20 protein-coding genes are annotated in these 22432 nt (G+C 35.1%); 1 reads left to right on the forward strand and 19 read right to left on the reverse strand.

Going from position 1 to position 22432, the window contains the following annotated elements; genetic code table 11:
* Window positions 1-14 precede the first annotated feature (14 nt).
* The 18 genes from VUJ46_RS10065 to VUJ46_RS10150 form a co-directional block, all read right to left on the reverse strand.
* On the reverse strand, window positions 15-1244 hold the full coding sequence (locus VUJ46_RS10065; protein ID WP_326984846.1) for an N-acetyl sugar amidotransferase: 1230 nt from the start codon (window positions 1242-1244) through the stop codon (window positions 15-17).
* Between the two features lie 5 nt (window positions 1245-1249).
* On the reverse strand, window positions 1250-1903 hold the full coding sequence (hisH, locus tag VUJ46_RS10070) for an imidazole glycerol phosphate synthase subunit HisH (RefSeq protein WP_326984847.1): 654 nt from the start codon (window positions 1901-1903) through the stop codon (window positions 1250-1252).
* 2 nt (window positions 1904-1905) lie between these two features.
* Entirely contained in the window at window positions 1906-2760 is an 855-nt protein-coding gene (gene hisF, locus VUJ46_RS10075) for an imidazole glycerol phosphate synthase subunit HisF (protein WP_326984848.1), read from the reverse strand.
* A 29-nt stretch (window positions 2761-2789) separates the two neighbouring features.
* Window positions 2790-3500, reverse strand: coding sequence for an acylneuraminate cytidylyltransferase family protein (locus tag VUJ46_RS10080; protein WP_326984849.1), 711 nt, complete (start codon window positions 3498-3500; stop codon window positions 2790-2792).
* Entirely contained in the window at window positions 3497-4546 is a 1050-nt protein-coding gene (locus VUJ46_RS10085) for a nucleotidyltransferase family protein (protein WP_326984850.1), read from the reverse strand. Before VUJ46_RS10085 ends, VUJ46_RS10080 begins: the two co-directional genes overlap by 4 nt.
* The gene (gene neuC, locus VUJ46_RS10090) at window positions 4537-5697 is read right to left on the reverse strand and encodes a UDP-N-acetylglucosamine 2-epimerase (RefSeq protein WP_326984851.1); all 1161 of its coding nucleotides are present in this window, start codon (window positions 5695-5697) and stop codon (window positions 4537-4539) included. Before neuC ends, VUJ46_RS10085 begins: the two co-directional genes overlap by 10 nt.
* Window positions 5694-6704, reverse strand: a complete 1011-nt coding sequence (gene neuB, locus VUJ46_RS10095; RefSeq protein WP_326984852.1) for an N-acetylneuraminate synthase — start codon at window positions 6702-6704, stop codon at window positions 5694-5696. The genes neuC and neuB overlap by 4 nt, the downstream gene beginning before the upstream one ends.
* A complete protein-coding gene (locus VUJ46_RS10100) occupies window positions 6705-7331 on the reverse strand; it encodes an acetyltransferase (RefSeq protein WP_326984853.1) in 627 nt (208 codons plus the stop codon).
* Window positions 7321-8463 (reverse strand): LegC family aminotransferase, encoded by a 1143-nt coding sequence (locus VUJ46_RS10105; protein ID WP_326984854.1) that lies wholly within the window; start codon window positions 8461-8463, stop codon window positions 7321-7323. Before VUJ46_RS10105 ends, VUJ46_RS10100 begins: the two co-directional genes overlap by 11 nt.
* Window positions 8464-8465: 2 nt before the next feature.
* Window positions 8466-9653 (reverse strand): UDP-N-acetylglucosamine 4,6-dehydratase, encoded by a 1188-nt coding sequence (locus VUJ46_RS10110; RefSeq protein ID WP_326984855.1) that lies wholly within the window; start codon window positions 9651-9653, stop codon window positions 8466-8468.
* A gap of 12 nt (window positions 9654-9665) precedes the next feature.
* Window positions 9666-12032, reverse strand: a complete 2367-nt coding sequence (locus tag VUJ46_RS10115; RefSeq protein WP_326984856.1) for a GumC family protein — start codon at window positions 12030-12032, stop codon at window positions 9666-9668.
* Between the two features lie 62 nt (window positions 12033-12094).
* Window positions 12095-13396: a nucleotide sugar dehydrogenase gene (locus VUJ46_RS10120; protein WP_326984857.1), complete on the reverse strand. Its 1302-nt coding sequence runs from the start codon at window positions 13394-13396 to the stop codon at window positions 12095-12097.
* A gap of 68 nt (window positions 13397-13464) precedes the next feature.
* Window positions 13465-14283, reverse strand: coding sequence for a polysaccharide biosynthesis/export family protein (locus VUJ46_RS10125; RefSeq protein WP_326984858.1), 819 nt, complete (start codon window positions 14281-14283; stop codon window positions 13465-13467).
* Window positions 14284-14319: 36 nt separating this feature from the next.
* Window positions 14320-16248 carry a polysaccharide biosynthesis protein gene (locus tag VUJ46_RS10130; protein ID WP_326984859.1) on the reverse strand — a complete coding sequence of 643 codons (1929 nt, stop codon included), beginning with the start codon at window positions 16246-16248 and terminating at the stop codon, window positions 14320-14322.
* A gap of 117 nt (window positions 16249-16365) precedes the next feature.
* Window positions 16366-17499, reverse strand: coding sequence for a DegT/DnrJ/EryC1/StrS family aminotransferase (locus tag VUJ46_RS10135; protein ID WP_326984860.1), 1134 nt, complete (start codon window positions 17497-17499; stop codon window positions 16366-16368).
* Window positions 17500-17532: 33 nt separating this feature from the next.
* Complete coding sequence (locus VUJ46_RS10140) at window positions 17533-17991, reverse strand: regulatory protein RecX (RefSeq protein ID WP_326984861.1); 459 nt, start codon at window positions 17989-17991, stop codon at window positions 17533-17535.
* A 63-nt stretch (window positions 17992-18054) separates the two neighbouring features.
* The gene (gene glyA / locus VUJ46_RS10145) at window positions 18055-19320 is read right to left on the reverse strand and encodes a serine hydroxymethyltransferase (protein ID WP_326984862.1); all 1266 of its coding nucleotides are present in this window, start codon (window positions 19318-19320) and stop codon (window positions 18055-18057) included.
* 106 nt (window positions 19321-19426) lie between these two features.
* Window positions 19427-20323 (reverse strand): NAD(P)/FAD-dependent oxidoreductase, encoded by an 897-nt coding sequence (locus VUJ46_RS10150; RefSeq protein WP_326984863.1) that lies wholly within the window; start codon window positions 20321-20323, stop codon window positions 19427-19429.
* 112 nt (window positions 20324-20435) lie between these two features.
* Here VUJ46_RS10150 and VUJ46_RS10155 point away from each other — a divergent pair, with 112 nt between their 5' ends.
* Window positions 20436-20810 (forward strand): Fur family transcriptional regulator, encoded by a 375-nt coding sequence (locus VUJ46_RS10155; protein WP_326984864.1) that lies wholly within the window; start codon window positions 20436-20438, stop codon window positions 20808-20810.
* A 107-nt stretch (window positions 20811-20917) separates the two neighbouring features.
* Here VUJ46_RS10155 and VUJ46_RS10160 read toward each other — a convergent pair whose 3' ends face one another.
* Complete coding sequence (locus VUJ46_RS10160; protein ID WP_326984865.1) at window positions 20918-22432, reverse strand: ArnT family glycosyltransferase; 1515 nt, start codon at window positions 22430-22432, stop codon at window positions 20918-20920.

Here is a 22432-nt window from a genome sequence, read left to right on the forward strand (position 1 = left end):
TTTTTAATCACATTTTAGTCGTTAAGCCCTGTTCCCATTACATTATGTCTTAATTTCCAAAGCCCTCCGTCATCTTTACCCCAAAGATGCGGAGACCTAAACTTATCTGCAAGCTCACCCTTAAAATATTCTGGGTCAATATCGAGATAATGCATAATCTCATCAAAATATCTATCCGGAAATTCTCCATCGAAACGATTGACAAGAGCGACTCCATCTTCACGAGTTAAATGTTTGTTTCTTATTTCCTGAGAGGCATCATATGTAGTTCTCCCAATTCCGAATTTAATATATGTCGTATAATAATGTAAATCATCAATTTTGTCATCTATACTATTATACTTGCTGTAAGTTCCCTGTGTACGGAAAGGTCTCGCTTTAAAGCCTGTATTTTCCACTGCATAGTAATAAACTTCTTGTGGAGTCCATTTAAGATAATATCCAAGATAATGGACTTCAATTTTAGATTTCTCCATTTCATCAGCAGATGCCGGCAAGAATGATAACAAGTCACTTAAAGAAAGGTGATAGTTTTCAATAAGTTCCTTTACAGATACACCACCAAGAAAAATCTCATCTAAATTCTCGTAGCTATAATACGATTTGTCTCTTAAAGAAGAAGCATTATCTGCAATGGGATTACCATATTCCGCTTCATTTTCTCCATAAAAAATTAAGGGAATACCATATTTCGCGGCGATCTTGGGAGCCAGATTTTTTTGACCTAAAATAAACGTCTGGAAGGGGTGAAATAAATTCTCAATAGATAATTTAGTTAAAAGCTTCATGGCTTTCCCATTTCTATTAAAGGAAATATTATCAAAGCCAGTATCGATCCAATTTTTCCAATTTTTGTATCCATAATCTGTATACAAAATTGGAGGCCAAGTAACTGTTAAAGGATTCATCCCGTACTTATACTTAAGTACGTGCGCCTGATAAGCACTATCTTTACCCCCACTTCCAGGTACTAAACAGTCATAACTGCCATCTTTACTTCTGTATTGATCCAAAAGTGCCACCAATTCTTTTTGTCTTTGCTCCCAATCAATTTTTTCCTTTTGTTCAGCCGTTCTACAGGCGTCGCAAACTCCATGCTCATCAAAGTGCATGGTTGTTTTCTTACTATCTCTGGTATGCCTAAATTCTACAGCCGATGAAGGTCTTTGATTAGACATTACGCATTTCTTACAAAACTTTACCTCTCCGGGTAGTCCGTAATAAATTTCTAATTTTTGTGTCATGTTAACTAATATAAATTATTTTGTTCTGCCCAGATTTTATAAATTTTGAGTCCTTCTTTTGCACTCTTTTCTGGATGGAACTGACATGCAAAAATATTATCTATCAGAATACTTGAGGTATATCGGATTCCGGCATATTCCGTGTAAGTGAGCGTAATCGATTCATTTTCAGGCACTATATAAAACGAATGTACAAAGTACATATCGGCACCTGATTTAGTATCTTTTAGAGGTGAAGATTTCCATACATCAGGATTATTTTCATGAATTGTATTCCAAGATATTTGGGGAATACGGATTTTGTGATCCTCAGTTTGTTTTGAAAATTTCAGTACTTTTCCTTTGACAAAATCAAGCCCTTCTGTAGTACCAAATTCTTCGCTGGATGTAAATAACAATTGAAGTCCAAGACAAATTCCTAAAAATGGTTTTTTATTTTCGATAACTGCTTTACGAAGTTCATCTGTTAATCCCATTTTATCAAGGTTATCCTTAGCTTCTTTAAAAGCTCCAACTCCAGGAAGAACAATCGCATCGGCGATAGCTATCTCCGAAGGATCAGAACTAATAACCACATCTAATCCTATATTTACTAATGCCTGATAAACGCTAAACAAGTTTCCTAAATTATAGTCGATTATTACAACTTTTTTACTCATGATTATAATCTTACAGGTATATTGTTGAGGTGAAGAGTTTCCTTGATATCAAGAATGGTGCATGGCTTAATTTTACCAAAAAAATTACCACTTTTCAAAAAGCTAATATTTCCTTCTTTCTCAAAATCATTTTCTGAATGAATTTTGTCCAGGCATCCGTAATGCAAAATGGAAGAGATGGCAATACCATCTGCTTCAGTATTTTTGAATATATTTAACGCATCTTCACTTCCCTTACAACCACCATGTGCAATTACAGGTATATCCACAAGCTCCGTTATTTTTTTCACTAATTCAACATCAAACCCCTCGCCTGTACCTTCTTTATCAACGGAAGTAATCACCAATTCACCAGCTCCTAATTCCTGTACTTTTTGAGCCCACTCAAATACATCCAATCCTGTATATTCACGTCCATTATCTGTATAAGCCAAATATTTTCCGTTATATTCTTTAATAGCTTCAATTGCGACTACAATTGTTGATGATCCGAATTTTAGAGTGGCTTCTTTTATAAAAAAAGGATTTTTAATAGCTGCTGTATTAATACAAACCTTGTCTGCCCCAGAGAGCAGAGCCCTTCGAATATCCGCTATTGAGCGAATTCCCCCCCCCACAGTGAGTGGAATAAATATTTTTTTAGCAGTTTTTGATATTATATCGCTTAAACTATTTCTTTCATACAAACTTGCTACTGTATCCTGAAAAAAAAGTTCATCTGCACCATTTTGATAATAGTACTCTGCAAAATATTCGGGTTTTCCCAAAACCCTGAGCCCTTCTAAGTGAATACCTTTCACTAAATTAGGTCCCTTTATGTCCAATCTGGGAATGACTCTCAGTTTGTTGCCTTTCATTCGTAGTATTATTGTTGGCTTATGTTGTTTTAATTATTCAAATTATATTCTTCCATTATTAGTTCTGTCATTTTCCAATCCATCATCGTATCAATATCAATATTGTAAATAGCTTTATCATCCACAATTTTAATAACTCTCTCAAAATCAGATATATTATGTTTTAATATTCTGTCGGTGCTAATGTAGTAAAAAGCTCCGTTATATTCATATACTATAGGACAATCTTGTCTTCGCGTAAAGTCTCCCTGTTTAGACTTCGCAAGATATCCGTTTTCATCTTCTTCAAACAAATTAAAATAAGGATTACTTTTGGCTGTCTTTACTGAAACTATCATATCGTAATCATCACTATTTCCGGCCATTTTTAATATATCCTTCATTGTTTGCTCATTTCTTACCGGCGATGTAGGTTGGAGCAGAAGAATATTTTTATAGTGTATTCCTTGTTTTTTATAATATTCAATGGCATGTATTATCACTTCTCTTGATCCGGAATAGTCTGAAGCCAGCTCATCCGGACGTAAAAAGGGGACTGTGTATCCAAGTGACTGTACAACCTCTCTTATTTCCTCCGAGTCTGTAGAAACACATATATCCTCAGGCTTATAATATTTCACTGCAAAATCGAGTGTATACTGGATGAGCGGTTTTCCCAAAAGATCTTTAATATTTTTTTTTGGAACCCCTTTGGAACCACCGCGGGCCGGGATGATTACCAATGTTTCTTTTTCTGTCATAATTGGATATGCTTTATATCTTCCTGGGCCTTTTTAAAGTCCTCATGCTTCCCTATATCTAACCAATATCCGTTAATCGGATACGTAATAAGTTTTAGATTCATTTCCAAAATACGATCCATTAAATCTGTAATATCATAAAACTGATCTTTAGGAATCATATTTAAAATTTTCTTCTTCATGATATAAATTCCTGCGTTGGAATAATAGGTATAGCGGGGCTTTTCTTTTAATGATTTAACCTCTATTCCTTCACCAACCTCCAATACTGCATACGGGACATCTACATGGTAGGAGGTAGCTGCCACCGCCATATCTGCATTAGATTCTTTATAAGTTTTAAAGAAATCGGCAAAATCGATATTTGTCAAAAGATCACTGTTCATAACAATAATGTCATCGTTATGAAATTCATCAATGAGTAGAATCGACCCAATAGTTCCCAAGGGTTTACTTTCTTTGGCATATTTTATATTGATATCCTTAGATGAACCATCACCAAAGTAATCAACCAGCTGATCACCCAAATAATTGATACTTAAATTAATATTTTTAATACCATATCTGGCCAGCCTGTCTATATTATATTCCACAATTGGCTTTTCCCCTACTTTTAAAAGAGGTTTAGGCGTTGTTTCTGTTAATGGTCTTAACCTTTTCCCCTCCCCTCCGGCCATGAGTACTGCATCTGCAGGTATTAGGCTTTGTTTAATATTAAAATCAAGAATATCTACGATTTTCTTGGAATCATCAACAATAGGAATTATTTTGAAAAAATCTTTTTTAAATTGCTCCAACTCACTGATACTATACTCATTACTTTTAATGAATACCGGTGAAGGCTGCACAAAATCCAGAAGTTTACTTTCCAAACCTAAGCCTTTAATAAACCCTCTTCTCAAATCACCGTCTGTTAAGGAGCCCAATAGTTCTATCTCCTCATTGACAAGAAATAAGATAGAAGACGGCGCAATCTGATCCAACTTAATAAGAGCATCTCTTACCGATTGTCCATAAAAGATGATATGTTTTTTAACTATATCCATGATAAATTGTAAAAAGGTTTATTGGTTTTAATAGTTTTATGATTCATAATTTTATTAAAAATTTCCTTCGCTGCCCCTCCGTTATCATAGGGATTTTTTATTTCAGACAGTCGCTCTCGAAAAAATGTGCTTTTAACCGATTCAAATCCTGATGAAATTCCTCCTTCAGAATTATCAACATTAATAATACTTAAAGCCTGTGCTCTGCCTTTCTGCCTTTCCCCAATATTAATAGTTGCTGTATATAATGAAGGTGCTTCTAAGATTCCGCTGGAACTGTTGCCCACAATGGCATCGCATACTTTCACAACCGATAGAAATCTTAAGGTTCCTAAAGAATGGAAAGCCCTGGCAATGTCCGGGTATTCATTGACAAAATCGTCGATCATCTGGTTGATAATTCTTCCGTCTGTGTCAGCATTTGCCTTGGTAAAAATAAAGAAACTGTCTTCCTGATTTTTAATGACATTGAGTAAATTCTGAAACTGTTCTTCTGAGGATAAGCTACCCAGGGTTTCGGGATGAAAAGTTATCTGATAATTATATTTTTTAAATTTAATATCTAGATCTGCTTCCAATTCTTTTGCTGAAAGCAAATCGAGATCTCTTATATTATCCAGACCTATTGCACCAACGTTAAAAACATTTTCAGGATTTTCCCCCATTTGGATGACTCTGTTTTTATACTCTTCAGTAGACGTAAAATGAATATGGCTCATTTTGGTAATGGCATGCCTTATCGCATCATCATAAGCACCTTCCGTAATTTCCCCTCCATGCAGATGAGCGATAGGAACTTTAAAAATTGTAGCGGCAGAAGCAATTGACAGCATCTCATAACGATCTCCTAAAATAATCAGCAAATCAGGCCTCAGTTTAGAAAAAACCTCCGCCATTCCCATCATTGCGATCCCCATTGTTTTTACAATACCCACCGGTGTATCCGATGATAAAAGTATTTCAACTCTTTCATCAATGTAAAAACCATCATCTTCGATGTTTTTGTAAGTAAGCCCAAATTCAGGGGATAAATGGGCACCGGTAGCAATGATCTGTAATTGTGCAAGATCCGAATTTTCAACAAGTTTCATTAAGGGCTTCAAAAGACCATACTCTGCACGGGTTGCCGTCACAAAACAAATTTTTTTCATATTACAATCAAATCATCCGTTGAATAATCTATTAACGCCTTCCTTCCAATAACCCGATCCCATTCCATGGGAGAAATTCCAGATCCAGGTCTTTTAATTGCTAAATTTTCCTCAGTGAAAATTTCGCCCTTCTTTATAAATTTTGATGCCACAATGCTTTTGCGGGCAATCTCTATATTTTTCATTTCGGAAGGACTTGGCTTCTTAATCCCATCACCAGAAATAGCCTTCTCTATATTTCGGATAGCTTCTACCATCGCTTTAAGTTCACCTGGTTCTAAAGACGCGGCATGATCCGGACCATCCAGCGTATTATCCAGTGTAAAATGTTTCTCAATAACTAAAGCTCCTAAAGCAACGGCAGCAATTGGGACTTCGATTCCCAACGTATGATCTGAATATCCTATATCTGTCCCGAATTTTTGCTGTATAGTAAGCATTGCTTTCAGGTTCACATCAGTCATTGGGGTAGGATATTCTGTATTGCAATGAAGAATGGTAATGTCTTCCTTTGATATTCCTTCTGCCAAAAATATTTCAATTGCCGCCGAAATGTCTTCCATAGTACACATTCCCGTAGAAAGAATAACTTTCTTAAAAAGCTTTGCCGCTTTTCTAAGGTAGGGTAAATTGGTAATTTCTCCGGAAGGGATTTTAACGAGTTTGAGTTCTATTTCTTTTAAATATTCCAAAGAATCCAGATCAAAAGCCGTTGAGAAAAAATTGATATTTTTCTTTTTACAGTACTCAATTAATAATTCATGCTGCTCAGAGGATAGTTCCAGCTTTTTCAGCATTTGGTACTGAGAGTCTGTTGTATTTCCAGTATTCTGGATCTGGTAATCTGCTTTTTTAGCGGATTTTGAAACCAAATTTTCAGATTTGAAGGTCTGAAATTTAACATAATCTACTCCCGCATCAACAGCGGCATCAATAAGTTTAAAAGCATTGTCTAAATTCCCGTTATGATTAACACCTGCTTCTGCAATGATTACAACCTTTTTCATTTACTTGATTTTTTTTGCGGGATTTCCAACCCATGTTTCATTATCAGGAATATCTCTCAAAACAACACTTCCAGCTCCAATAATAGAATTCCGACCAATATTAATTCCTTGCTTTATGACCGTATTTGCTCCGACAAAAGTATTTTCACCTATATATACATTCCCCGCTAGTACAGCACCGGGAGCAATATGTACTCCACTTTCAATGATACATTCGTGCTCAACAATACATCCGGTATTTAAAATACAATAATCTCCAATTTTTGCAAAAGCATTAATGCTGACGTTGGGCCCGATAAAATTTCCAGCACCTAATATGCTATACTTACTCGTTACTGATAAAGGATGAACAACACCAACTATTTCTTTTCCCTTAGCCAACAATATATCAGCCACCTTTCGACGAATCTTATTATCTCCTATTCCCAGTATAAATTGATCAGCAATCTGCCACTCAAAAGCATTAGAGCCTTCATCTCCCAAATAATGCAAGTCAAAAGGATTATAAGAAACCTCAGTTTTTTCACAATAATACATCACCTTTAGATTCACCTTCTCAGCGGCGTCCAAAACGGCTAAAGAATGCCCCGAATAGCCAACTATTGCAATCGAATTCTTATCTTGCACTGCTTGGAATATTTACAATTCTTTCTTCCAGATATTCTGCATTCTTTTGGGCATCTCTTTGGCAGTGGGCGTACATGGGCAAACGATACATTAAATTCCATATCGGACGCGTCATTATCCCATGTGCGTTAGTTGTTGTCAGAAACTCTTCTCTTTCTTTTTTATCATTAAGTTCTACGCACATCAGCCAATAGTTCGCCTTTGTATCAGGTATTTCCTGTCTGAATTTAATGCCCTCCGTTTCAAAAAATACCGCATATTTTTCAGCTAATTTTCGCTTATCAATGAGAAAATCATTGAGAGATTCTAACTGAGCACAGGCTAAAGCCGCATTCAGATTGGGCATTCTAAAATTATATCCCAAATCATCATGAAAAAACTCAAAAGCATGTGGGCGTTTAGCTGTTGTAGTTAAATATTTTGCCTGAGTACCTAATTCATTACTATTGGTAATAATAGCACCGCCACCACCGCTGGTTACGACTTTATTTCCATTAAAAGAAAAACCACCGATCAAACCTATTGTTCCGGTATGTTTTCCTTTGTATAAGCTTCCCAAAGACTCTGCGGCATCTTCCACTAAAGGAATATGCCACTTATTGCATAGAGCCGATAACTCATCAAGATGAACAGGGAATCCAAAAGTATGCATTGGCATACATGCTGCGATACGTCTTCCAGTTGATTTATTGTAGCATCCATCTTCACGCAGCTCACCAAACTCTTCCAAAAATTCTCCAAGATATTTTGGGGAAAGCCCCATAGTATCCAAGTCTACATCAAGAAATACAGGAATTGCACCATTATACGATATCGCATTCGCCGTCGCAATGAAAGTAAGTGCCTGGGTAATAACCTCATCATTTTGTTTTACTCCCGCCAACCTTAAAGCAACCTGTAGAGATGCAGATCCATTCACTACCGCAACGGCTTTGGAAGCTCCTGTAATGTCCTGCATCATCAATTCAAATCGATCTACGAATACCCCTACCGAAGAAACAAATGTTGAATCAATTGTTTCTTCCAGATATTTCTTTTCATTACCTCTGAATCGAGGCTCATGCAGAGGTATAAACTTATCTGTGCTATAATGATCTCTAACCAAAGAAATCATATTCTCGATGCTACTCATATTTACATTTTAGAGTCTAAGTATTTCCCTGTCTCTTTGTGTCCAAAATCAGGGATCATTGCAAAAAACAGATCTACAATCTGCTCTTTATTCCATTTTTTTATTAGTTTTAAATCATTAATTGTCGTCTCAAATAATTCCAGTTTATCATCTTCCACAATGAGATCATTTTTAATGATTCCTAAATTTTTAAAACAATCCATATCGAGAACTTCCTTATCTGTAAAAAACTCTTCAAAGTCCTTTTCTCCTGTTGTATCACTTGTCACAAACAGACACGGCCATTTGCCTTCCTGCGGCAATGTCTCCATTAATGATCTTGCCTGATCCTCGGTTTCACATAAAAATGGTTCATAACCAATTTCTTTAAGATATTTTACCGCGATTTCGGCAAAGGTAATCAAATGAAGATCCTCACTCAACTTTGGAAAGAAAATATCTCTGTTCTCTCCAAATATACAGGACATTAAACAGAGTTCTCCAGATTCTTTTGGGGTAACAAAATATCGTTTAATATCATTTGGCGCAACAATTGGCTGTTTTTTCTCTATTCTTTTATTAAACCCGTGTAATAATGATCCATCAGAAAATGCAACATTAGCAAAACGTGCGGTAGAAATCGTTATTTCTTTACTTTTACGCATTAAAAACATTTCCATAATACGTTTTGAAGCTCCCATCATATTAACAGGATTTGCCGCTTTGTCAGTTGAGACACAGAAATATTTACGAACTCCCCTATCAATAGACTGTTGTACTGTTTTTTCTGTATTACATATATTGACATCAATCATTCTCATGAGCGTATATGGATCCTTCTCACTTCTTACATGCTTTAATGCTGAAAGATTGAGGACATAATCATAATCTCCATCTGCATTCCAAAAAGCCTCGTATTCTACGGAACCAACATCCAAAGCAAATGTCTGGAAATCACCATCAATATACCCTAATGAACTACGAATATCTCGAACCAATTCCACCATATTATTTTCACTAATATCAACAACATGAATTTTCTTTGGATTTCGTTTAAATATTTCTTTCGTAGTTGCGGATCCTATTGAACCTGCTCCTCCAATTACTAAAAATTTAGAGTTTGACACGATACTGCTAAGTTGCTTCTCATTAGATTTTATATCACTTTCAAACAACTCCTTATCTCTTCCGATGAGTTTTAGAATCTCCATAATGTTCTCCTATTAAAATTTGCCTTTTAATTTTTCAAACCAACTTTTCTCTGTCGCGGTATAACCATAGCCATATTTATTGCTATATCCTAAGTAGTCCCTGTTCACATCATTAAGAACAAAACCTACATTCTTAATTTTACCACCCTCTATATTATTATTAGCAAACTCTATTAATGCTTTTTCTGTATACTGAGACCGAGTTACATAAAGCGTAGCATCTGCAACATCCGTAAACAGGAAGCTGTCCGTCACCAACATCAGTGGAGCAGTATCTAAAATAATATAATCGTATTCAGATTTTAAGCTATCAATTAGTACTTCGTATCTTCCGTTGCTTAAAAGCTCGGTTGGGTTTGGAGGAATACTACCTGAATAAATTACGTCTAAATAAGGATTAAATGAGGATACATGTATAATCTCTTTTAATTCGGTTTTATCATTGTATAAATATTCCGTTAGTCCCATCAACCCTTTTCTAGATACATTATATCTCTGAAGTTGAGGGTTTCTAATATCAGATCCGATAATAATAACCTTTTTCTTTGGAGTGGCTAATGTAAGAGAAAGATTTACAGAAATAAACGTCTTACCTTCACCCTTTACAGTTGATGTCACAAAGATAACCTTAGCTTCATTCTTTCTGGGAAGTAAAAAATTCATATTAGTAATTAAAATTCTAAAAGCTTCCGCTATCGGTGAAATGTCGTTAATCTTAATCAGTTCATCACCACCTTTTTCCAAACTAGGGATTTCACCCAATACAGGCTTTCCAAAACTAAGCTTTTCAAGATCATGTTTACTTTTAATTTTATTATTTAATAATTCTTTAATATAAATAATTATGAAAGGTATTAATAATCCCACGATTAACGCTGCAGATAAAATAATCATTTTTCTGGGCGCTACCGGTGTTGGAGATGCATATGCATAGTCCACTATCCTAGCTTTATTCGCTGTTACAGCTAAGGAAATTGCTGTTTCTTCCCTCTTCTGTAATAACAAAAGATATAAACTTTCCTTGATTTGTTGTTGTCTCTCTATATCTCTAAATAACTTTTCCTGAACGGGAATTTTGGCAATTCTTGAAGACACGCTGTTCTGTTCACCAAGATATTGGTTTCTAGCAAACTCTAATCCGGTTCTATTTTTAACAAGACTCTCAACAACCGAAGTTCTTAAAGATGAAATTTGCCTATCAAGATCTATAATGATCGGGTTTTGAGGAGTCGCATTTTCAAGGAGTCTGTTTCTTTCCAACACTAATTGATTATACGAAGAAATCCCTGATAACGTTTCCGAGTTTTCTAACCCGACACTCGAAGGAAGAACTTGGCTATTATTCTGTTTTGATATAAAACCTATCAACGCATTTGTTAAATCAAGCTGAGCATTAACTTCTATTTGCTTCGCCCGAGCCGCTGCAGAAGTTTCTAAACTAATTTTTGCTTCGGTTTCTATATCGGCAATTTTATTTGATGCCTTAAAACGTTCTTTTCTATTTTCAACTTCGCCCAGGTCATTAGCTATGATATTAATTCTTTCATCAATAAAATCTTTAGTGCTTGCAGATTCTGAATTTTTATCTTTAATTGCGTCGTTATTGTAAACGTTGATGATTTTCTGTAAAATATCTTTTGCTTTATCTATGTTCGCATAATTCATAGATAAGCCAATAACAGTAGCATCTTTGTTCAAAAGATTTACATTCAGTAATCCCTGAAACCTATTCACCGTATCCTCCAGAGTGTTGTAGGTGAAAGAAAAATTACCCAACTCGCCACTTTTCTTTTTATTAAACTTAGGATTTTTAACAATGATAATATTAGCATAAGGAAGACTTATGGTTTTATTAAATACTGTATTTATCTTACTGGGAAGCTCCTTGGAAGATAGCGTAATTGAGTTTCCTGAAAACTCTATGTTAATGGGTTCACCGGGACCTTTAACAAATTGTTTTTCATTAATAACTTTGATCAGAAATGGTGTCGTTTCGTCATATAGTTCTTTAGATTTAAAGTCATCATCCGAAAAAATAGCTGTTTGGATATTCAAATCTTTTACAACATCATACATTAATTTTTTAGATCTGAAAATCTCAATTTCATTTTCAATACTGTTGGTTCCCATCCCTTTGAGATTGGATAAATCCTGTAAGTTCCCGAACTCCCCAGGTATGGTGGGTGTATTTTTAGCATCTTTAATAAGTACAGAAGATTGTACGCTATAGATTGGTGTTGCAAATTTCAAATATACATATGTACTTATTACTCCTAAAATTGGAATAATGATAAACCAAATCCAATATCTTAAATAGGGTTTAATGAGTTCCTGAATATTTATTTCCTCTTTTGGTTCATCTATTGTCGAACTGTTCATCTAAATAATATTATATTTCAAATTCATAATTATGGTTTGCCGGGGCATTGCGTACATATTGACTACAGTCTGGCATCAACCAGGTTTCTATCGATACAGGCTTTTGTATCAAAGACCACTGCATTCGTATTCTTTAAAGTTTCAATATCTATTTCAAGAAACTCACTATGTGAAACAGCAATGATTATCGAGTCATATTTTTTGCCTTTCTTAAGATTATCGATAATAGTCACTTCATATTCACTCTCTACCTCAGATTTATTAGCCCAAGGATCATAAATATCAATATTTATCCCGTATTCTTTCAACTCATTGTAGATATCAATTACTTTGGTATTTCGTACATCCGGACAATTTTCTTTAAATGTAATCCCAAGAATCAAAGCTTCAGAATTTTTAACAACTCCACCTTTAGCGATAAGAAGTTTAACCACTTTGGAAGCTATAAATTGGGCAATAGAATCATTTACCCGTCTTCCTGACAAGATAACATCAGGATGATAACCTAATTGTTCCGCTTTATGAGCCAAATAATAAGGATCAACAGATATACAATGTCCTCCTACTAATCCTGGTTTATATTTTAAAAAGTTATATTTCGTGCCTGCAGCTTCCAGCACATCGTTGGTATCTATACCTATCCTATCAAATATTAAAGCCAGCTCATTTACAAAAGAAATATTAACATCTCTTTGTGCATTTTCAATGGCTTTTGAAGCTTCCGCAACTTTAAGGCTTGGAGCCTTATGGGTTCCTGCTGTAATAATTTTGCTGTATAACTGATCTACTTCTTCAGCAATCTCAGGTGTAGATCCTGAAGTAACCTTCTTAATTGCTGTAAGCGTATTGATCTTATCTCCAGGATTGATTCTTTCCGGGGAATAGCCAACAAAAAAATCCTCATTATAAATTAAATCTGAATACTTTTCCAAAATAGGAACACATTCCTCCTCTGTGCAACCCGGAAAAACGGTAGATTCATAGATCACAATATCCCCCTTTTTAATGATTCCTGCTAACATTTTTGATGCCGAAAGAAGGGGTTTAAGATCAGGAGCATTATATTGATCTATAGGTGTGGGAACAGTCACTATAAAAACATTACATCCTAATAGGTCGGAAAGCTCTGATGTCGCTTTGTAGCCTATATTGTTACCAGATTTTTTATATTCAGAAAGAGCTGTGCCTAGCAATTCCAGATCTGCCTCAAGCGTACTGTCTTCGCATTCATTTAACTCTTTAACACGTTTCGCATTAATATCATACCCCAATACCGGATAATATTTAGCAAACTCTAAAGATAGAGGCAGACCTACGTAGCCTTGTCCGATGACAGCTATTTTATATAATTTTTTATCATTCATATCATGCGTATTATATTTTACCTAAATCTCAAAGAAATACAATGAAAATAACATATCCATTGAAATTATTATTTCTTAATCAAACTGATAACAAGCGCAGCAGCAGTTAGAGCAATCGAAGCTGCCGTTAGGTAAATTCCTGTATTAGGGTTTTGTTTAGAGGCTGCATTTCTTACGTTCGTAGCTGCAACGATAATGGCATCACCTTGTTTTAAATGATAATAGGGTGAATTGATAAGGTTTGCGTCCTGTAAATCTATTTTACCATGAGTCACTTGACCATTTTCGGTTCTTACGATTAAAATATCATCTCTTTTACCATACATTGTTAAATCACCTGCTAAACCTAAAGCATTAAGAATAGTACCCTGTCCGTTAGATATCGTGTAATCTCCTTGCTTATTAACCTCTCCCAGTACCGTAACTCTGAAATTAGCCAATCTTATAGTAATGGTAGGATTAATAACATAACGCGTCATTTCCGATTTAATAATATCTTTAAACTCGGTCAAGGTTTTATTTGTTGTATTAAGTTTCCCTAAAATTGGAAAATCAATATTCCCTTCGGGATCAACAATATAAGTTGGCCCGGTAATAGTTGAATTTCCCTGACTCGGCGTATTCCCTCCTGCATAAGAATTACCTTGTACTAGTTCTGAAGAAGAATAATTTTGATTAAATGGCTTAACAACATCCATATCTTTTGCTGTTATCAAAACAACTAATTGATCGCCAGGCTGTATTGCAGAATTTGAATTTTTTATTGATGACTCTATAGCAACATTTTCTATATTTTGCATATAGTTTAGATCATTTTTCGTTTTCTCGTTTACCTTACAAGAAACCAAAACTAATGCAAAAAATACCGTTAAGATTTTTCCCTTCATATTTTAAAAATTATACAAATATACATTTATATTTTTCTATTTATCAAGCACCTCATACACCGAGTTATTACTCTTAAATTCAGGCACTATGATCTTTAATAATCTCACTACCTCCACTTTATCTCTTCTGAGAGATGCCTTAGTAACCAAATTTATCAATGAACTAATTTCTACAAACTCCGCCGAAGGATCTTTGGAAATCATTATTTTTTCATTATGCGTCGGAAGAGTTTTGGTATTATCACTCAAGAGCTCTTCATATAATTTTTCACCTGGCCTTAACCCCGTATAAATAATCTTGATATCAATATTAGGTTCAAAGCCAGAAAGCTTAATCATTCTGTGAGCCAAATCAAGAATTTTCACAGGCTCTCCCATATCAAATACAAAAATTTCACCGCCTGTCCCCATTGTACCTGCCTGCAAAACCAATTCACAGGCTTCAGGAATCGTCATAAAATATCTGACAATTTCAGGATGTGTGATGGTCACAGGCCCTCCTGCTTCAATCTGCTTTTTAAAATGCGGAATAACAGATCCGTTGGAACCTAACACATTTCCAAATCGCGTAGTGATAAACTTTGTGGTATTCCCCTCCACATTCTGTAATGACTGAACAAATAATTCAGCAGCTCTTTTCGAAGCTCCCATCACGTTGGTAGGGTTTACCGCCTTATCTGTAGAAACCATCACAAATCGATTCACATTATATTGACTGGATAATGTAGCTACATTCTTTGAACCCAAAACATTCACCAAAATCCCTTCATGTGGATTCTCTTCCACCAATGGAACATGCTTATATGCCGCAGCATGATAAACCATTGAAAAATTATACATCTGAAACAATGGTTCTATTCGATGTCTGTTCGAAACATCAGCCAAGACAAATTTAAATCTGATATGAGGAAATTTTTCCTTCATTTCAAGTTCAATATCATATAAAGGTGTTTCAGCCTGGTCTAGTACAACGATCAAAGCGGGATTAAATTGTACAACCTGCCTTACAATCTCACTTCCGATAGAACCGGCACCTCCAGTAACCAGAATATTTTTATTGAAGTGCCTGCTTTTAAGCTCTTCATTTTCTATTTTAATAGGTTTTCTATTTAATAAATCCTCAATTTGAAGATTTCTGATGGATCCACCTAAATCACTGCCCCTTAATTTCTGTACTGAAGGAGATTTAAAAACCTGAAGATCTTTTTCAAGAAACAAATTCACCCAGGAATTCATCTCATCTTTGGACATCATTTCTTTAATAACTAAAACTCCATCTATAATAAGCTCCTCTTTTGTATTTTCTTCAATTTTTTCCTTGCCGAATATTGGTTTACCAAGTAAAGAGGCTCTTTTAGAATCAGTCCTTTGCGTCAGAAAACCAACAACATGATAAGGCAAGCTTGGATTATCGAGAATAGCCCTCGCAATAGCAATAGATTGCTCATCAATCCCTAACACCAGAATCCTTTTTTTCAGAGCACTTCTTCTATATTCTCTTGCTATCTGAAAAAATTCCTTAACATATAACCGGAAAAGAAATAGGCCCATAAAAGAGATAATAAAGTAAAGAACCATATATACCGTCAGTATAAATCGGTTTCCTGAATACCAGAAATAAGCAGTATTGGCAACAGCTACAATGACCAAGGTACAAAAAGAGGCAAGTAAAAGTTTAAAAAGATCAATAAAGGTAGAATGTCGGATAATTCCCGCGTAGGTTTTGAAAAAATACATGAAAAAGGTATTGATCAGAATAATGAATCCAAAAACCAAATTCTGATTTTCATGATAGATATACGTACGCTGAGTTATTTTTTGAATTATATAAGTAGAAAAATACAAAGATACAACCAGAATAATAATATCTATAACAAGAATTATCCATCTGGGAAGGTATCTCACGTCCGAAAGGTTGACAACGTTATCTCCCGCAAATATTTTTTTCCTAAGAGAATTATACATTGCCTTTATTTGTGTTCATATTTTTGAGTTTGTAAAAACATCATTCAAATTCTAAATGACATATAGATGCAAAATTAATATAATTTTTCATCTATACACTACATTCAAAAATAAATTTTAGTTTATCTCTGAATTTAAAACCTCTGTAATTCTCCACTGTTCATCTTCGGAAAGGTTAGTTCCAGACGGTAAGCAAAGACCGGAATCAAAAATCGTACCACAAAAGCCTGTTCCAAAAAAACTATAATTTTTATAAAGTGGCTGCAGATGCATAGGCTTCCACAAATATCTGGTTTCTATATGATTTTCAGAAAATTTCTGTTTTAGTTTTTTTGCTGAAAACCGATCATTTTCCGTTATTAAAATAGTATTTAACCAATAGTTTGAATAAAAATTTTCATCATATTCCGAAAATAGATTTATACTTTTCACCCGATCAATAATCTTGTGATAAAAATCATGGTTTTCACGTCTTTTTTCAATTCTTTTTTCAAGAACATCCATCTGTCCAAGCCCGATTCCTGCAGATATATTACCCATCCGATAATTATACCCCAATTCAGAATGGCTATAATAATCTTTGTCGTCTTTTGCCTGTGTAGACAAAAAGAGAGTATTTTTTTTATCACTTGCTTTTCTTGAAATCAAAATACCACCTCCTGATGTCGTAATAATTTTATTGCCGTTAAAACTGATTATTGACAGATCTCCGAAAGTCCCACAGTACCTATTTTTATATTTACTTCCCAAAGCCTCAGCACTGTCTTCAACCACCGGGATCTCATATTTTCTTGAAATTTCCATTATTTCATCAACCATAAAAGGCATTCCGTACAATGAAACAGCAATAATCGCTTTAGGTTTTTTACCCTTTTTTAAACAATATTTTATCGCATCTTCAACCGCATTGGGACATAAATTCCACGTGGTATATTCACTGTCCACAAATACAGGAATCGCTTTTAGGTAAAGTATAGGATTGGCCGTGGCAACAAAGGTAAAGGATTGGCAAATTACAAAATCTCCCTGCTCGACATTTAATAACCGCAAAGCAAGATGAATGGCAGCTGTACCGGATGATACGGCAGTAACAAATGAGTTTTCACCTAAATAACTTTCAAGCTTATTTTCAAACTCATCTATATTGGAACCATATTGGGAAATCTGGTTGCTGTCAAAAGCTCGTTGTATATACTTAAGCTCATTACCTCCCATATGCGGAGGCGAAAGCAAAATTTTATCTTCTTTCAATCTTTGGTATGTGTTAATTTTTGACTTTTATCTTTAATCAAAAATATCATTTATTTTCTCATATTCAAAGCCTCTGCCCATTAAATATTTGATGGTCTTTGATTTCCGCTGATATTCCTTTAATCCAGACTGTTTCGCATAATAATCTTCATAGATTTTTCGGATGGTTTTTAAATAATCATCCTCATCAATCTCATCAAAACAGGAGTTGATCAGCTTTTCAGAAATCTGTTTCTGCTTAAGATTCATTTTAATCTTAGCTTTTCCCCAATGCTTAATATAAAACTTACCGCGAATGTAACTTCGGGTAAACCTCTCCTCATTAAGGTAATTTTCCTGCAAAAGATAAAGCATGATTTCTTCCTTAGCTTCATCAATCAGTAAAAACTCTTTCATCTTCTGCTCTACTTCCGCATGGCAACGATCCTGATAAACACAGTAGTTCATCAGTTTCAGTTTTATTTCATTGAAGGTAAAAGATTTCTTTTCCATAATTATAAAAAAAGAATGAGCAAAGGCGCTCATTCTTTTATATTTAAAATTGAAAGTAAATGATTAGTAATTGAATAACGCCTTACCTTCCATTAATTCATTAACATTTTTTCTTACAGAAGCAATAACTTCTTCATTTTTGATATTATCAACCACATCAGAAACAAATCCTGCGATGGTATCCATATCATTTTCCTTCAAGCCTCTTGTAGTGATAGCAGCCGTTCCGAATCTGATACCAGAAGTCGTAAATGGTGACTTATCATCAAACGGAACCATGTTTTTGTTACACGTAATATCTGCAAGAACCAAAGCTTTCTCCGTTTCTTTACCGTTTACGTTTTTATTTCTAAGGTCAACAAGCATTAAGTGGTTGTCTGTTCCTCCGCTTACGATATCAAATCCTCTGTCGATCATTGCTTTTGACAATGCCTGAGCATTTGCCTTCACTTGCTTAGCATACACCTCAAACTGAGTATCTAACGCTTCACCGAAAGCAACCGCCTTACCAGCAATTACATGCTCTAGCGGACCTCCCTGAATTCCTGGGAAAACAGCTCCGTCAAGAACCTGGCTCATCATTTTGATATCACCTTTTGGCGTTTTATGACCGTATGTATTTTCGAAATCTTTACCCATCATGATCATCCCTCCTCTTGGACCTCTCAACGTCTTATGAGTGGTAGTCGTTACAACGTGACAGTGTTCGAATGGATTATTTAAAAGACCTTTTGCAACCAAACCAGCCGGATGAGCAATATCTGCCCATAGTGTAGCCCCGATTTCATCAGCAACTTCTCTGAATTTAGCATAATCTAAATCTCTTGAATAGGCAGAGAAACCAGCGATCAACATTTTTGGTCTTTCTCTCAACGCTACTTCTCTCATTTGATCGTAATCAATAAGACCTGTTTCCTGCTGAACGCCATAAGAAACCACATCATACTGAATACCGGAGAAATTAACCGCAGAACCGTGCGTAAGGTGACCTCCCATAGAAAGATCCATCCCCATGATTTTATCACCAGGTTTCAAAACTGCCAGGTAAATTGCCGCATTAGCCTGAGAACCAGAATGTGGCTGAACATTGACATAATCAACTCCGAAAAGTTCTTTTGCTCTCTCAATAGCTAAAGTTTCAACCTCATCTACCACTTCACAACCTCCGTAATATCTTTTTCCGGGATACCCTTCAGCATATTTGTTTGTCAGTACACTTCCCATCGCCTTCATTACGTTTTCAGAAACGAAGTTTTCTGACGCAATCAGCTCTAATCCATGAGATTGTCTTTGTCTTTCCTTTTCAATCAGGTCGAAAATAATGTCCATTTTACTTTTACTTTTAGAAATTTTTCACCCCAAATGTACGGAATTTTCCTTCAAAAGCGAAATACAGAGACTGCAAATGAGGATGATAGACTGAAATTATATGGTATTAAAAATCTTCTTCCGAAAGCTCTTTATTCACAACCACTCCCGCAAAATTACCCTGGGCGGCCGCGTTCGCCACTGACCTCATCATTGTTGTATTATCTCCACAGGCAAAAACTCCGGGAACATTCGTTTTCATCATCATATCAATTTTAATAAAACCTTGTTCATTCAGTTCGACTCCAAGTTCATCAACATTGATATTTTGTTCGAAAGGAATTTTTGCATACAAAGCTTCCAATGGAAACTCTTTTCCGTTTTTAAGAGTCAATTTCTGAATTTGCCCCTTTTCATGAACAATTTCAGCAATTTCATCTTCTATAATATCTATTTTACGCTGATTGAATTTCCTTGTTTGCTCTTCATTTAAAGCAGATTTTCCGTTTGTCAATAAAGTGACCTCTTTTGTTAAATTAAAAACAAGCTTCGTAAAATCAAAAGCCATATCCCCGTTAGCCATAATTCCGGTCGTTTTTCCTTTTACTTCATAGCCATGACAATACGGACAATGAATAACAGAAATCCCCCAACATTCAGCAAATCCGGGAACATCAGGCATCAGATCCTTAACTCCGGATGCCAGGATTATTTTTTTTGCATTAAATTTTTCTCCGTTTGCCGTTTCAACCATAAAATCAGTTTCATTCTTACCTATTTTCACGACTTTTCCTTCATGAAATGTTACGGTTTCATATTTCAGAACCTGTTCTTTTGCCAAATCTGAAATTTCTTTCGGTGTTTTACCATCTTGGGTAATAAAATTATGCGAATGCGGCGTTTGTTGATTACACGGTTTTCCGCTGTCTATGATTAAGATATTTCGTAACGATCTTCCCAAAGCCATTGCGGCAGATAATCCGGCGTAGCTCCCTCCTATAATAATCACGTCTTTATTTTCCATAGTATCTCTTGTTGATAGTTGATAGTTGATAGTTGATAGTTGATAGTTGCAAAGTTAAGAGAAATTTTTACTAATGCGACTAAATCGCAATAATAATTTTTATCTTTGTACTATGGCAAAGAGAAATACCCCAACCAAACAATTGATTTTAGATTCCTTGAAAAAGTCTAAATCTGCGGTAAGTCAGGAAATTCTACAGAAAGAATTAGGTGAAGCAGTAGATCGCGCCACTATTTATCGGGTGCTTAATAGTTTTTGTGATGACGGAATTGTTCACAAAATTTTGGGAGACGACGGAAAGTATTATTTTGCCTTTTGTATCAGCTGTTCCGAGAAAAAACATCACCACAATCATTTTCATTTCAAATGCCTGAACTGCGGAAAAATTGAATGTTTACCCAATGAAGTTGACGTTAAATTACCGGAAGGTTACCGTTCGGTCAATTTTAACGGGTTTATTTCCGGATATTGTTCAGAATGTTCTTAATCAAATATCTCTAAAAACAGAAATCATTAACATATTGAAAAGCCACCATTTAAGGCTAAAAGCCAAGTTATTTCTACCTGTATTTTTCCCTTTTTACTTTTTACTTTTTACTTTCCTTCTTCGTTAATTTCATCCTTAAGCCTATCTCTAATATCTATTTTAGCCCCCTCAAAACTGAAAATCACGGTACCTTTTTCTCTGGCGTAGGGGTCCGCAATAAAATCTGCTATTTTGGACTTCTGAAAGATTTTGCCAGTTTGCTCAAGTTCATCTTCAGGATTTTCTTTTACACGAATAAGATTTTTATAATGAACTGATAAATTGAACCAATTAAGATAATCAGCATTAAAAGATACAGCACGAATCCCTTTTTTAGAATAATAATTAATTGCTGCGGCCTCCCCGTAATTGTCACAAATCACAATGGTATTTCCAGATTTCCCCAGTGCTTCATATTCCCTATCCACTTTTTCAGCCAACTCTTTCCAACCTCTCATATCCGCAAAATCCTGAGGCAAAGAATGTTCTTTTCCGTCTTCCCACCGAAGTAACCCAAATCTCCTATAATTCTCAGGATGATCTATAATATACTGAGGACTTTTATTGGGAAAAGCAACCTGATATAGAGGTAAAAAAAACAAAACAGGAATCAAAATACTTATTGGTCGTGCGAGTTTATTCATCAATCCCTTTTCAAAAAGATGAGCCAGAAAAACAGCTCCGATAGCGATATACGCAGGATACAAACCCATGGCATAATAATCTTTAGCCTTGAAAAATAAGAACAGCCCAATGGTAAAAACATAGCTCCAAAATAAAAACCGGAATTTCTCGAAGGGCGTATAAAAAAGCAACGCATAAAATCCTGCAATGATCGCAAAAAGAATTCCGGTAAAAAACAGAATCTGAGATTTTATAAAATCAAAACGATCCACGTTCACCAATTGTCTTTCCGATAATTCTTTCATGTGTTTTATAACCGGAAAATGGTTATTGTACTGCCATAAAACATTAGGTAAAACAATCAACAATGTTAAAATTAAGGCAAAATAAAGATGTTTTTGACGAAATATTTTTCGTTGTTTTGTCATTAGCAAACCCGGAACCAATCCCAGCACTGCAAAAGCAATATTATATTTATTTAAGAGTCCGATCCCGAAAATAATAGCGGCAATATACAGCCATGTTACTTTTTCTGAACTGAAATATTTAATTAAAACATAATATAACATCGTCCAAAGTAATATTTCCAGAGACGTAGGCTGAAAAAGCATATTGATACGCAGTAAAACAGATAATAAAATTCCGATTGAAGCTAAAACCTTAGCATAAAGATTACCTTTCAATTCTTCGACAATTTTCCAAACCATAACGATTGTTAAAGCACCGAATAACGCAGGAAAAAATTTCACCCAAAACACAGAATTACCTAATATTTTCACGATAAAAGCCAACCAGGAATTCACTGGCGGAACCGACAGATATCCCCACGCTAAGTGATTGGCCTGATCTAAATGCAAATATTCATCACGATGCAATTCATATTCAGATCCGATCAAAGAATATTGTAAAATAAATTTCGCGAGAACAAAAAGAAAAAGGATAAGGTAATTCTTTTTCAT

Source organism: Chryseobacterium sp. MYb264, assembly GCF_035974275.1.
GTDB lineage: Bacteria > Bacteroidota > Bacteroidia > Flavobacteriales > Weeksellaceae > Chryseobacterium.